Consider the following 13,680-nt stretch of genomic DNA (forward strand, 5'->3'; position numbering starts at 1 on the left):
CGCTGACCGTGGGCCCCCACCATGATAGCCCCGACTAGGATGGGGAGGATGCCCGAGTCGCCGTCCTTCGCCGCCTGGCTGCGCACCGCGCCGGAACCCTGGTTCCGGGCCTTCGCCGCATACCGCACCGATCTGCTCCGCACCGATGTCACCGATGTCGCCCGTCTGGCCGCGCTCGCGCCCTCGCAGGCGGCGGTCGCCCGAGGTCTGGAGTCCCTCGACGCGCCGGCCCTGCGCGTCGTCCACCGCGCTGCCGTGCTGGCCCGCATCGCCCCTGCCGTCGACCGCTCCGAGCTGCTCGCCGCGGCAGAGGACCCCGCTCCCGAGGCCGCCCTCACCTCCGCGATCACGGCCGGACTCCTGTGGCCGGCGACGAGTTCGGGCGACCCGGCCGCGGCCTCGGCGTACCGCGTCCAGCCGGAGGCCGGTGCGCTGCTGCCCGTCACCGCAGCCGCTCGCGCGACGCCCCAGCCGTGGCAGTCCGCGGCGGATCCGCGACCGCTGCGAACCGCCGCGGTGTCGGACGCACTGCTGGAGAACGCGCAGGGCGCCGGCGTGGCCGGAGCCGTCTCCCGTGCCCTCATCGTCGTCGCCGAGTTCTCCGACCACGAGGTCTCGCAGCTGGTGAGCGGCGGCGTCGGCAAGCGAGATGCGCAGACCCTCGCCCGCGCCGCGGGAACGGACACCGCTCACTTCGCGCTGCTCGTCGAGCTCGCCTCGTACCTGGGGTGGCTGTCCACGACGCGCGATCCCGCCGACCCGCAGTGGAGGCCCACAGCAGAGTTCGACACCGCAGCCGCCTCGCCGCGGGAGCAGGTGTGGACCGACCTCGTCACCGCGTGGCTCACGCATCCCGTCGATATCGCGCACGTGCTCGCGGGGACCACCCCTGCGGGCGAGCGCATCCACCTCCTGGGCCGCGATGAGCACGCGCGCACTGCGTTCGGGGGCTTCCCCTCCGCGCGTCCGCAGATCCTCACGCTGCGGCGGCTGGTGCTCGTCGCACTGCTGCGCGAAGGTGGGGGCCGCGCGCTGAGCGAGGAGGACGTCGTGGCCCTCCTGTCGTTCACCCACCCGCTGCTGGCCGCCGTGCGCACGGATGAGGTGGCGCAGGTGCTCGACGAGGCGGAGTCGTTCGGCCTCACCGCCTCGCCGCTGGGCCATCCGGACGCGCACGCGCTCACGCCGATCGGCCGGGTGCTCGCGGAGTGGATCGCGGCGGTCGACGATCCGTTCGACCTGCTCGGATCGAGTCCGGTGAATGCGCAGGAGCTGGCGAGCGGACCGCCGGCGGCCCTGCGCGAGCAGATCGCGGCGCTGCTGCCCCCGCTGGAGACCGCGGTGACACTCCAGTCCGATCTGACCGGAGTGGCGTTCGGGCCGCTCGACCACACGGTCAGCCTGCGCCTCGAGCGGATCGCGGACGTGGACACCCGCGGGCAGGGCACCGTCTACCGGTTCACGGACGACTCGGTGACCCGCGCGCTGCGGACCGGCGAATCCGTCGAGTCGATCCTCGCCGTCCTGGAGGACGTCTCCGCGACCGAGGTCCCCACGACGCTCGAGCACCTCGTGCACGCGGCCGGCGCCCGACTCCACAGGATCCGTGTGGCACGTGCGCGGTCGGTCGTCGTCGTGGACGACCCGACGGATCTGGACATCCTGCTCGATGACCCCGTCGCCTCCGCGATCGGGCTGCGCAGGCTCGCGCCCACGGTCGCGGTCGCGGATGCCTCCTCCGACCGGGTGAGCGCGCTGTTGGAGACCGAGGACCGTCCGATCCTCCGGATCGACCCCGACGCCGAGGACCCGGCCGGCACCCGCGCGCCCGTCCCCGCCCGTGCCGCGCCTCCCACGACGCGGACGACGCGCGTGCCGGCTGCTCGGATCGAGGCGCACATCAACGATCTCGCCGCTGCCCGAGCGCAGTCCCCGCGCACCGGCTCCCCGGCCAGGCGAGCGACCTCCCGCAGTGCGGCAGGGGCCTCAGCCGCGGGGCGTGGCACGACCGCAGGGTCGTCCGGCACCACCAGTACCACCAGCACCACCAGCACCACCGGTGCAGCAGGGGCGGCAGGGGCCTCGGGCACTGCGGCCGGCGAGGGGGCGGGGAATACCGGCACCGGCGCGGCCGTTGGGCAGGATGCTGCCGCGAGTGCGGACGGCGACCCGCAGACGGTGCTCGCGGAACTGGGCGAGGCCGCGGCGGTGTCGGCACCGGTCGACGTGATCCTCACGACCACCGACGGGACCCAGCGGACTGTGCGCATGGTCCCGCAGTCGGTGAGCGGCGGACGCGTCCTGGGTCGCACGGACGCGGGGAAGGCTCTGCGGATATCGGTGGCGCGCATCGTGAGGGTGCGGCGCTCCGGCAGCAGGGACGACGAAGGGAGCACACGCGGATGACGATCGACGGGCACGGCGACGTGACGACGAGGGGACCCCTCATCGTGCAGTCCGACAGGACGGTCCTGCTCGAATCCGACCATCCGGACGCGGCAGAGGCCGCGATCGCGATCGCACCCTTCGCCCAGCTGTCGAAGACCCCGGAGCACGTCCACACCTACGCCATCACGCCGCTGGGGCTGTGGAACGCGCGGGCGTCGGGGCACGACGCGGAATCCGTCGTCGACGTGCTGCTCGACTACGCGAAGCACCCCGTCCCGCACGAACTGCTGCTCGACATCGTCGACGTCATGGACCGGTGGGGCGTCCTCTCGCTCACCCGCTCCCCCGTCCACGGCCTGGTCCTCGAGACCACAGACACCGCCCTGTTGGAGCACCTGCTGCAGCAGCCCGACCTCGCGGGGAAGACCGGCGCGCGGATCGATGACTCGACCGTGGCGGTGCACCCGTCGGAGAGGGGCGAGCTCAAGCACGTCCTGCTCAAGCTGGGACACCCCGTCGCAGACCGGGCGGGCTACGTCGACGGCGAGGCGCACGAGATCGCACTGGCGCACGAAGCGCATGTGGAGGCGGAGCAGGAGTCCACGTGGTCGCTGCGGCCGTATCAGCAGCGGGCGGTCGACACGTACCTCGCCGGTGAGTCCGGCGTCGTCGTCCTGCCCTGCGGCGCGGGGAAGACGATCGTCGGTGCGGCGGCGATGGCGAAGGTGTCGACGACGACCCTCATCCTCGTGACGAACTCCGTCGCCGCGAAGCAGTGGAAGGCGGAGCTGCTGCGGCGCACCTCCCTCACCGAGGACGAGATCGGCGAGTACTCCGGGACGACAAAGGAGATCCGCCCGGTGACGATCGCGACGTACCAGGTGCTCACGACCCGCAGGAAGGGCTCCTACCTGCATCTCGAGCTGCTGGATGCCCGCGACTGGGGCCTCGTGATCTACGACGAGGTCCACCTGCTGCCGGCACCCGTGTTCCGCCTGACGGCGAGCCTGCAGGCCCGGCGCCGGCTGGGGCTGACCGCGACGCTGGTGCGCGAGGACGGCCGCGAGGACGAGGTGTTCTCACTGATCGGGCCGAAGAGCTTCGAGCTGCCGTGGAAGGAGATCGAGCGCGACGGGTTCATCGCCTCCGCCAGCTGCCACGAGGTGCGGGTGCCGCTCGGTGCGGACATGCGCCGCGCATACGGCTCCGCGGAGGGCGAGGACCGGTACCGGCTGGCGGCGACCGCGGACACGAAGGTGCCGGTCGTCCGCGACCTGGTGGAGGGCCACCCCGATGCGCAGATCCTGGTCATCGGGCAGTACATCGATCAGCTCGAGGAGCTCGGTGAGGCGCTGGACGCACCCGTACTGACCGGCAAGACGCCGGAGAAGGAGCGCGAGGAGCTCTACGCCGGGTTCCGCGATGGCTCCGTGCGCGTGCTCGTCGTGTCCAAGGTCGCGAACTTCTCCGTCGACCTCCCGGAGGCATCGGTCGCCGTGCAGGTGTCGGGAGCCTTCGGATCGCGCCAGGAGGAGGCTCAGCGGCTGGGTCGGATCCTCAGGCCCAAGGCAGATTCCCAGGCGGCGACCTTCTACACGGTCGTCACCGCCGATACCGTCGATGAGCGGTTCGCGGAGCACCGGCGCCGGTTCCTCACCGAACAGGGCTACTCGTACACGATCGAGAACCGGTGAGGCAGCGCTTGACCCTCCTGTGAGGGGAGGCCGGATTCTGGACCCATGATGAACATCGGAGAGTTCGCCGCCCTCACCGGGCTGAGTGTGAAGGCCCTGCACCACTACGACGAGCGCGGAGTGCTCGCGCCCGATTCGGTCGACCCCTTCACCGGGTATCGGAAATATACCGAGGACCAGGTGCGCGGAGGACTCGTGCTGGGGACGCTGCGGGACGCGGGAGTGTCCGTTCCCGAGGCCGCAGTCGCGACCGCATCACCCCTGCGGGCGCTGCGTGACCATCGCGCCCGGGTGCTCGCGGAGAGAGATGCGGAGGATCGGGCATTCGAGCGCGCGCAGTCCCTGCTGCGATCGCTTGACCAGCCGGTCGACGTGACCGAAGTGGCGAAGCCCGCCCAGCCCTACGTCGCCGCAGTGCTCACCGCGGACGACGACACGTCGGATGAGCTGGTCGAGCAGGCGATGGCCGATCTCTGGCAGCTGCTCTCTGCCGACGGCGTCCAGCCGACCGGCCCCCTGTGGATCTCCATGCGCATCCGCGACCGGGAGACCATCGAACTCGCCTGCTGCCTGCCGACCTCCCGTCGCCTTCCCTCCGGGTGGGGCGGAGGGTCCGTCGAAGTGGGCGAACTCCCCGCGCGCACGGAGCTGTGCGCGGTCTGGAGTCCCGCGCCCGGCGAGGACGTTCCCGATGGAGTGACCCACCCCGCCCTGGTCGGCCTGCTGGACGCCGTCGCAACGCATCCCTCTGCGGCGGATTTCGCAGATTCTCGCGAACTGCGTCAGACGGCGACCGGCACCTCGCCCGAGGACTGGAGGGTGGAGATCGCCGTTACGGTGGGGTGAGCCCGACCGACGAGAGGAGCCGGACGTGAACGGTGACGAGCTGCACGGATTCGCACGCAGCCGTGCGTTGGAGCTGCCGGGGACCTCGGCGGGGTGGCCGTTCGGACCGAACCACGAAGTGATGAAGGTCCGCGAGAGGGTCTTCCTCATGCTCACGATCGTGCCGGCGGCCAGCAGCGGATACGGCGTCGACGACACCCAGCGCGGTCAGCCCGTCATCACCCTCAAGGCGGAACCGGAGGACGGGGAGGCGCTGCGCAGGCAGCACCCCTCGATCGCCCGGGCTATCACATGAATAAGCGCCACTGGGTCAGCGTGGCGACCGGCGCCTCGATCGATGCGGACCTCGTACGGGAGCTCGTGACGGACTCCTACCGGCTCGTCGTCGAATCCCTGCCGCGGCGAGCGCGACCGTTCGACTGGGACGCCCCCGACCCGGCGTCCACGGCGCGATCGTCGGACACCTCGACGATCGACAGGGGGCCCGTGGCGGGATCGGACAGCAGCACTACGCGCCGTTGGATCCGCCGCTCCTGACGCACTTCGCCCCACTTGATGAACACGACTCCCACGACGATGCCGATCCCGCCGTACATCTGTATCACCGAGGGCAGCTCTGCGACGACCAGCCACGCGACGATGACGGAGAAGGGCACCTCGGTGAGGTTCACGAACGACCCGACGGTCGCGCCGACCATCCGCAGGCCGAGGATCCCGCACACGTAGGCGCCCACCGTGGTGAAGACGATGATGAGGATCGGGACGACCCAGCTGTACGGCGACGCCCCCAGCGTCACGTCCGCCGTGGAGAAGTCCGCGGGGAGGACTCCGAGCAGCAGGAGACCCGCGACCACGAGTGTGCCGACGGCCATCCCCAGACCGGTGAGCGCGACGGGCGGGACATCCACCTCGACCTTGGCGGAGACCATGAAATAGCTCGCCAGGCACACGGCCGCGCCCAGCGCGAACACGACTCCCGCCAGGGACAGCTCCGAGCCGCCCGGGTCCAGGACGAGCACCAGTCCGACGAGTGACACCGCCATCCCGACGAAGGTGACGGTCGCGGGACGTATCCGCGTCGTCGCCCACAGCCAGAACACGATGAGGAGGGGCGCAGTCATCTCGAGCAGCAGTGCGACCGCCACCGCCAGGTGCTCGACCGCGAGGAAGTACAGCAGCTGGACTCCCGCCATCGACACCACGCCGTACGAGACGACGGTCCGCCACCCCCGCACCACCTCGCGCCACCGACCGCGCAGACTGATGATCGTCGGGATCAGGAGCACCAGCGCACACCCCAGCAGGCGCAGCAGGACGACCGCGCCGGGGGACCAGCCGGACGCGTACATCGCCTTCGCGTACGGACCGGACGCGGCGAAGAAGAACGCGGACAGGAGCACGAGCCCGAAGCCCACAGCAGTGCGGTTCACGGCGAAGTCCTCCTCGGGAGCCCTGCGGCGATGCGCGCACATCGCACGACACACGTCGAACGGTCAGTGCACCCACATCGAACACGAGCCGACCGTCATGAGTCAAATGCGTGACGGTCCTGACTTCGCGCGCATTCTGTGCCACCATCGTCGGCATGCCCCTCTCCGTCCACACGCAGTCGATCCTGCGACTGATCGCCGCACTCGCGAACTCCGCCCTGGACCGCGAGACGCTCGTGACGCAAGCGGACGTCCGCGACTTCGCGCTGACCCACGGCTTCTCTCCCCCGGTCCGCGTCACCGCCGATGACGCCTCCGGGTTGCACGCCCTGCGTGAGCGCCTCCGCGCCGCCTTCGCTGCGGAGGCCCCAGCCGCCGAAGCGACAGGGACCGCAGAGATCGATGAAGCGACCGACGCGCATAAGGCGACCGACGCGCACGAGGCCGCCGCCAGCGCCACCGTCGCCCGCGCCGCGGATCTGGCGAACGCCCTCTTCCAGGAGACGAACACGCTGCCGCAGCTGCAGCGCCATGACGGGTGGGGCTGGCACCTCCACGCCGTGCCGAACGAAGCGGGGATCGCAGTCCGCACCGCCGCGGACATCGCGATCGCCCTGGCGGACGCCGTGATCGACGGGGAGGTCTCCCGCATCGGCCGCTGCGCCGCCGACGACTGCAGCGCCCTCTTCGTGGACCTGTCGCGCAATCGGTCCAAGCGGTTCTGCGATCGCGGCAACTGCGCGAACCGCACCCACGTCGCCGCGTACCGCGCGCGCCTCACGTCGTAGCGGGTGCAGCTATAGGTGCAGCTATAGCGGACGCCGCCCCAGCACGACGAGCACTCTGCGTCGGCAGGACGACCGTCACGCCCTCCGACCACGACGCCCTCCGATCGTTACGCTGGACCCATGTCACTCCTGGGATTCGCAGCGCTGCCGGCCCTTCTCACCCTCGCCGGAGCGGTGCTCGCTCTGACGATCAGTCCGTGGTGGTGGATCCTCGCCGCCGTCGGCGCAGCGCTCCTCATCGTCGCGATCATCGACTACGCCCAGCCGAAGAACTCGATCCTGCGGAACTTCCCGCTCCTGGGGCACGGCCGCTTCATGCTCGAAGAGGTGAGGCCGATGATCCAGCAGTACTTCATCGAGCGGAACTGGGACGGCAAGCCCTTCGACCGCGATGCGCGCGCCCTCATCTACGACCGGGCAGAGGGCAGAGCATCGGTCAAGAGCTTCGGCACGGAGCTCGAGGTCCGCCAGCCGGGGTACGAGTACCTCACCCACGCCACCCTCCCCGCGCCCCCGGCCGCCCAGGAGCACCGCGTGACGATCGGCGGCCCCCAGTGCGCACAGCCCTACGACGCCAGCCTCCTCAACATCTCCGCGATGAGCTACGGCTCGCTGTCCGTGAATGCAGTCCGCGCAATGAGCGCCGGAGCCGCGAAGGGAGGCTTCCTCCACGAGACCGGGGAGGGCGGACTCACCTCCTACCACCTGGACAGCGGAGCCGACCTCCTCTGGGAGTTCGGCAGCGGCTACTTCGGATGCCGCACCCGCGAAGGCGACTTCGATCCGGACGCGTTCCGTGAGAAGGCCCTGCACCCGCACGTGAAGATGATCAACGTGAAGCTGTCGCAGGGAGCCAAGCCCGGCCTCGGCGGCGTCCTCCCGGCGCCCAAGGTGACGGAGGAGATCGCGCAGATCCGCGGAGTCCCCGCCTTCCAGGACTGCATCTCTCCCCCGGGACACACGGCCTTCTCCACACCGCGCGAGCTCATGCAGTTCATCGGCCGACTGCGCGAGCTGTCCGACGGGAAGCCCGTCGGCTTCAAGCTCTGCGTCGGCACACGGATCGATGTCCTCGCCATGTGCAAGGCGATGATCGACACCGGCATCCGCCCGGACTTCATCATCGTCGACGGATCGGAGGGCGGCACCGGCGCCGCCCCGCTCGAGTACCAGGACCACATGGGCACGCCGCTGATCGAAGGGCTCCACATCCTGCACAACGCGCTGGTGGGCGCAGGACTGCGCGAAGAGATCAGGATCGGCGCGGCCGGCAAGATCAGCAGCGGGCACGATGTGGTCCGCCGGCTCATCCAGGGCGCCGACTTCACCATGTCGGCCCGCGCGATGATGATGGCCGTCGGCTGCATCCAGGCGCAGAAGTGCCACACCGATCGCTGCCCCACCGGCGTCGCGACGCAGAATCCCCGCTACTACCGCGGCCTCGACCCGGCCACCAAGGGCGAGCGCGTCTTCCGCTACCACCAGGCGACCGTCAAGGAGGTCGCACAGATGATCGCGACGCTCGGCGCCCGCGGACCGCAGGAGCTCTCGCCCACGATGCTCCGGCGACGCATCTCACAGACCGAGGTCGTCTCCTACGCATCCCTCTACAACTGGCTCGCGCCCGACGAGCTCCTCAACGCCCCGCCGCGCGGCTGGGCCGGCGACTGGGAGCGTGCGGACGCCGACCGCTTCGGCGCCATCCCGGAACCCATCACGCCCTCCGGGAGAATGTGACGGGGCGCACACTCACGTCCAGCCTTGACTCAGGAGACTCCCAGACTCGAACGTCACACTGGATACCATGAAAAGCCCCCAGCAGAACACCCCCGCAGAGGTCGAGGCAACACTCCTTGTCGTCGACGACGAACCCAACATCCGCGAGCTCCTGTCCACGAGCCTCCGCTTCGCGGGCTTCGACGTGCTGTCCGCCGCGAACGGGACCGATGCCCTGCGCATCGCGGAGCAGAAGGAGCCGGACCTGCTGGTCCTCGACGTCATGCTCCCCGACATGGACGGATTCGCCGTGACGCGCCGCCTCCGCCAGGCCGGCAAGCACATCCCCGTCGTGTTCCTCACTGCCCGCGACGACACCTCCGACAAGATCACCGGACTCACGGTGGGCGGCGATGACTACGTCACGAAGCCGTTCAGCCTCGAAGAGGTCGTCGCCCGCATCCGCGCCGTCCTCCGCCGCACCCACAGTGCAGAGGACGAGGAGACGGCGGTCATCGAGGTCAGCGAACTCGAGCTCGACGACGACACGCACGAAGTGCGCCGCGGCGGCATCCTGATCGACCTGTCCCCCACGGAGTTCAAGCTGCTCCGCTACCTCATGCTCAACGCCAACCGCGTGCTGTCGAAGTCGCAGATCCTCGACCACGTGTGGGAGTACGACTTCGGCGGCGACACAGGCATCGTCGAGTCCTACATCTCGTACCTGCGCCGCAAGATCGACGTCGCCCCCACATCGGACGAGGCGGGCAACCCCATCGATGTCGACTGGACCCCGATGATCCAGACCAAGCGCGGCGTCGGCTACATGCTGCGCACCCCGGACTCCAAGTGATCACTGCTCTCCGCGAGCACCCGTGCACGTGACCCGACACACCAAGCGCCGCCGTCGCGTGATCTGGGAGGAGTGGTCGCTCACCGCGAAGCTCCTCACGATCATGATGACGCTCATGCTCGTCGTGCTGTCCGGCACGAGTGCGTGGGTGCTGGAGAACCTCCGGTCCAGCCTCATCGAGCGCACTGACGCCCAGCTCATCCAGGCATCGGAGGCACTCGCGATCCAGGCGGCGGAGACCGTCCTCGCACCCTCTCCGCTGGCCAGCTCCGAGGACCGGTCCCCCACGGAGGACTCGCTGAGGCAGCTGCTGCCCGGAACGTACTACGTGCAGTTCTACGACAGCGAGGGCAGCGAGGTCTACAGCCCCGTCGCCCCGCTCGACGGGAACGAGCCGCAGCTGCCCGTCATCGACCAGCAGACCGTCACGACGATGCAGGGCGCACCCTTCACCACCGACGGCTCGCAGTCCCAGTGGCGCGTCCGCGCGCTGCGCGTGGAGAACTCGCAGCTGCTCGTGGCGATCGCGGTCCCGTTCGACCAGGACATCGATGCGGTGGGCGAGCGCGCCCGCAACACCGTGCTGGGGATCGGCATGCTCGCCCTCGCTCTGGTCGCCGGCGTGGGCTACTTCGCGATCACGAACACCTTCCGTCCGCTGCACGACATCGAGAACACGGCGTCGAAGATCGCAGCCGGCGACCTCTCCCAGCGGGTGTCGACGTACCCGTCGAACACGGAGCTCGGCAGGCTGTCCGCCGCTCTCAACACGATGCTCGGCCACATCGAGGACTCCTTCGACGGCCGCAAGCAGTCGGAGAAGCGCATCCGGCAGTTCGTGTCCGACGCCTCCCACGAGCTGCGCACCCCGCTCGTGACCATCCGCGGGTACGCAGAGCTGTACCGGCAGGGGGCGCTCACGGACCCGGATCAGATCGGTCAGGCGATGGGGCGCATGGAGTCGGAGGCGAAGCGGATGACCGTGCTCGTCGAGGACCTCGTGCAGCTGGCACGGCTGGACGAGCGCCGTCCCACGGAGATCGGCCCGGTCGACATGACGCGGCTGGTCCGCGACGGTGCCGCGGACGCACTCGCCCAGGCCCCGGACCGCGACATCAGCTTCATCGGTCTGGACGGGGAGGACGCCCAGCAGACACCGATGATCCTGGGATCCGAAGCACGTCTGCGGCAGGTCATCGTGAACCTCGCAGGCAACGCCGTGAGGCACACGACGGAGGGCACCGAGATCGAATTCGCCGTGGGCGTCGTCGATGTCCCGCACCAGCAGCAGGCTCCGCAGGCACCGGCGGAGGCACGGCGCCCGGAGGCACGGAAGCGAGGGCTTCCCGTCCCGAACTTCCTGCGCCTCCCCACATCGTGGGGGCAGAAGCCCCCCGCCGAGGCCCCCTCCCCCGACGCCGCGGCCTCCTCCCAGCAGGACACGCCACCGTCCGCGCAGTCCGCGGGCCCGTCACCGACGGGGCCCCACGGCACCACCGCCTCGGCGTCGGTGCCGTCCGGCGACGCACCGTCGCAGGCGATCCCGACCAGCGGCGTCACGCATTCGAACCCCTTCGTCACCGGACCGCTGGAACTGGGCGAGGACCTGTCCGGCTTCCCCTACGGACGCGTCAGATTCGAACTGCGCGACCACGGCGAGGGCATCGCCCCCGACCAGGTCTCACGGATCTTCGAGCGGTTCTACCGGCTCGACTCCTCCCGCGGACGGGACACGGGCGGGTCCGGTCTGGGGCTGTCGATCGTCAAGGCGATCGTCGACTCCCACTCCGGTGCGATCTCCGTCCACCCCACCCCCGGCGGCGGCGCGACGTTCCGCGTCGACATGCCGGTGCCCGGCCCTGATTCGGTCCGCCGACAGGCCAGCCGGGCCACATCTCAGGCCACACCCCGAAAGGACATCCCATGAGTCAGCCCACGGATCCCACGCGCCCCTCCGTCCCGCGCGATCCGGGTGCGCCGACCCCTCCGCCGGGTCGGCGGGTGAGCGACTCGCGGCACACGTTCCCGGCGGACGCCCCGGCACCGCCGTCGGCACCCCCGCCGTCCGCGTCCTCGGACCGGCCGGCGCATCCGGGACAGTCGGTACACGCCCCGGACGGGCAGACCTCGCCGCTCGTCCCGCAGATCGGCTCGCCCGACGACGGAGGGTCCGGTGGCAGCGCACAGAACCCGTACGGCGCGGCAGGTGCACGCTACTCCTCGCAGACTCCTCCCCCGGCCGCCGGACTGGCGACCGGAGCGATCCCTCGCGTGAACCCTGCACAGGGACCCGGACAGAGCAGTGATCACGGCAGTGGACTGCACAGTGGTCACAGCAGCGCCGCTGACGGTCGCATGGGACCCGGACACTCTGGACCCGGACACCCAGAACCCGGCCACTCAGGACCCGGTCACACGGGGCACGATGGGTCCGCTCCGGTCACGGGTCCGGTCCCCCACGCCGGTCCCGCGGCACCCGCCGGCGGACAGCCCGCCGGAGCACAGCCCACCGCAGGCGGCGAGGGCCAGACCGCGGCCTTCGCAGGGGCCCCCGCTCACCACTCCGGCCAGATGCCTCCGGGCGGACCTCCCCCGTCTGCACAGAGGCCCCGCCGCCGAGGTCCCGGCTGGGGCGCGCTCATCGCCGCCGCCGTCGCTGCGGCGATCGTCGGCGGGGCGCTGGGCGGAGGGGGCGCATGGCTCCTGTCCGGTGACGCCTCCCCGGTCGCGTCCCAGCCGTCCCAGGACTCGCCGGGGCAGTCGGACCGCTCGATCAGCCAGTCGACGGAGACGCCGGACTGGGCGCAGATCGCAGACCAGACCACCCCCGGCGTCGCCGCGATCCAGGTGGGCGTGGACGGCGAGGTCTCCGGCCTCGGCTCCGGTTTCGTCTACGACGACCAGGGCCACGTCATCACGAACAACCACGTCGTGGCCCCCGCAGACACCGAGGGCGGCGAAGTGCAGGTCGTCATGACCGACGGTTCGATGATCCCCGCCGCCCTCGTGGGGCGTGACGCGGAGACGGACGTCGCAGTCCTGAAGCTCGAGACCGTCCCGGAGGACCTCACCCCCCTGCCCATCGGATCGTCCGAAGACATGTTCGTGGGCGACCCGGTCATGGCCCTCGGCAACCCGCTGGGACTCGCCGACAGCGTGACGACGGGGATCGTGTCCGCACTGGACCGCCCCGTGTCGACGCAGAACATCGGCGATGTGAGCGAGCAGGAGGTCGAGATGACGATCACCAACGCCATCCAGACCGATGCCGCCATCAACCCGGGCAACTCCGGCGGTCCGCTGGTCAACGGCAACGGGGAGGTCATCGGCGTCAACTCCTCCGCCGCCACCCTGTCGGACCCGTCCTCCAGCGAGGCCCAGAGCGGTTCGATCGGCATCGGTTTCGCGATCACCGTCGAGCAGGCCACGTACATCACCGACCAGCTGATCCAGACCGGTGAGGCGAAGCATCCGTTCCTCGGCGTGACGATGGTGAACTCGACCGTCGACGCCCAGGGCGTCTCCCGCGGGTCCGCCCGGGTCGAATCCGTCAACGACGGGACCCCCGCCGCCGCTGCGGGGTTCGAGGAGGGCGACGAGATCATCGCGATGGGCGACAAGCCGGTGAACAACGGCGTGGCCCTGCAGGCGCTGGTCCGGTCGACCGCGCCCGGTGAGCCCGTCGACTTCACCGTCATCCGCGATGGCCAGGAGCAGACGCTGCAGGCGACTCTCGAAGCTCGATGAGGCGCCGGCCGGCCGGCAGTGCGTCACAGCGGTGACCGCGCGCGGTCGGACACGCGCACACTCCTCCTGTGGACGAGCACGCGCCGTCCACAGGCGGCCACCGGCGTTTCCGCACCGGTCGCCGGTCTCCGAGCATGGGTCCCACGGCGATCGTCGCCGCGGATCCTCCCGGTCCTGCTGATGCGGCATGCAGGGCCGGGAGGGTTCCTGTCCTCGAG

The 13,680-nt window shown here is 70.4% G+C and carries 9 protein-coding genes and 1 pseudogene; 9 read left to right on the forward strand and 1 reads right to left on the reverse strand.

Translation table 11 applies throughout. The features are described 5' to 3' along the window. The first annotated feature begins 48 nt into the window (after positions 1-48). The 4 genes and pseudogenes from BSP109_RS04565 to BSP109_RS17895 all read left to right on the forward strand — a co-directional run. Positions 49-2,406, forward strand: coding sequence for a helicase-associated domain-containing protein (locus BSP109_RS04565; protein WP_101599525.1), 2,358 nt, complete (start codon positions 49-51; stop codon positions 2,404-2,406). Then, positions 2,403-4,082, forward strand: a complete 1,680-nt coding sequence (locus tag BSP109_RS04570) for a DNA repair helicase XPB (protein ID WP_101599526.1) — start codon at positions 2,403-2,405, stop codon at positions 4,080-4,082. Before BSP109_RS04565 ends, BSP109_RS04570 begins: the two co-directional genes overlap by 4 nt. 45 nt (positions 4,083-4,127) lie before the next feature. After that, positions 4,128-4,928 carry a MerR family DNA-binding transcriptional regulator gene (locus tag BSP109_RS04575; RefSeq protein ID WP_101599527.1) on the forward strand — a complete coding sequence of 267 codons (801 nt, stop codon included), beginning with the start codon at positions 4,128-4,130 and terminating at the stop codon, positions 4,926-4,928. A 121-nt stretch (positions 4,929-5,049) separates the two neighbouring features. After that, a pseudogene (locus BSP109_RS17895) lies at positions 5,050-5,249 on the forward strand (MmcQ/YjbR family DNA-binding protein); the annotation flags it as partial. Positions 5,250-5,299: 50 nt separating this feature from the next. Here the strand turns inward: BSP109_RS17895 and BSP109_RS04585 are convergent. Next, positions 5,300-6,358, reverse strand: coding sequence for a DMT family transporter (locus BSP109_RS04585; RefSeq protein WP_257944555.1), 1,059 nt, complete (start codon positions 6,356-6,358; stop codon positions 5,300-5,302). Between the two features lie 110 nt (positions 6,359-6,468). Between BSP109_RS04585 and BSP109_RS04590 the strand changes: the two genes are divergently transcribed. From BSP109_RS04590 to BSP109_RS04610, 5 genes are all read left to right on the forward strand, one after another. After that, positions 6,469-7,146, forward strand: a complete 678-nt coding sequence (locus BSP109_RS04590) for a CGNR zinc finger domain-containing protein (RefSeq protein ID WP_180959610.1) — start codon at positions 6,469-6,471, stop codon at positions 7,144-7,146. 120 nt (positions 7,147-7,266) lie between these two features. Further along, positions 7,267-8,883 carry an FMN-binding glutamate synthase family protein gene (locus tag BSP109_RS04595; protein ID WP_101599529.1) on the forward strand — a complete coding sequence of 539 codons (1,617 nt, stop codon included), beginning with the start codon at positions 7,267-7,269 and terminating at the stop codon, positions 8,881-8,883. Positions 8,884-8,950: 67 nt separating this feature from the next. After that, positions 8,951-9,715 carry a response regulator transcription factor gene (locus BSP109_RS04600; protein ID WP_087008785.1) on the forward strand — a complete coding sequence of 255 codons (765 nt, stop codon included), beginning with the start codon at positions 8,951-8,953 and terminating at the stop codon, positions 9,713-9,715. A 28-nt stretch (positions 9,716-9,743) separates the two neighbouring features. Further along, the gene (locus BSP109_RS04605; RefSeq protein WP_101599573.1) at positions 9,744-11,642 is read left to right on the forward strand and encodes an ATP-binding protein; all 1,899 of its coding nucleotides are present in this window, start codon (positions 9,744-9,746) and stop codon (positions 11,640-11,642) included. Continuing rightward, on the forward strand, positions 11,639-13,462 hold the full coding sequence (locus BSP109_RS04610) for a trypsin-like peptidase domain-containing protein (RefSeq protein WP_101599530.1): 1,824 nt from the start codon (positions 11,639-11,641) through the stop codon (positions 13,460-13,462). The genes BSP109_RS04605 and BSP109_RS04610 overlap by 4 nt, the downstream gene beginning before the upstream one ends. Positions 13,463-13,680 lie beyond the last annotated feature (218 nt).

Source organism: Brevibacterium sp. Mu109 (assembly GCF_900169375.1).
GTDB classification, from domain to species: Bacteria; Actinomycetota; Actinomycetes; order Actinomycetales; family Brevibacteriaceae; genus Brevibacterium; species Brevibacterium yomogidense_A.

Coding starts and splice junctions, on each gene's coding strand:
- BSP109_RS04595 (WP_101599529.1), top strand. CDS start 7,267: ATGTCACTCCTGGGATTCGCAGCGCTGCCGGCCCTTCTCACCCTCGCC.
- BSP109_RS04600 (WP_087008785.1), top strand. CDS start 8,951: ATGAAAAGCCCCCAGCAGAACACCCCCGCAGAGGTCGAGGCAACACTC.
- BSP109_RS04575 (WP_101599527.1), top strand. CDS start 4,128: ATGATGAACATCGGAGAGTTCGCCGCCCTCACCGGGCTGAGTGTGAAG.
- BSP109_RS04610 (WP_101599530.1), top strand. CDS start 11,639: ATGAGTCAGCCCACGGATCCCACGCGCCCCTCCGTCCCGCGCGATCCG.
- BSP109_RS04570 (WP_101599526.1), top strand. CDS start 2,403: ATGACGATCGACGGGCACGGCGACGTGACGACGAGGGGACCCCTCATC.
- BSP109_RS04565 (WP_101599525.1), top strand. CDS start 49: ATGCCCGAGTCGCCGTCCTTCGCCGCCTGGCTGCGCACCGCGCCGGAA.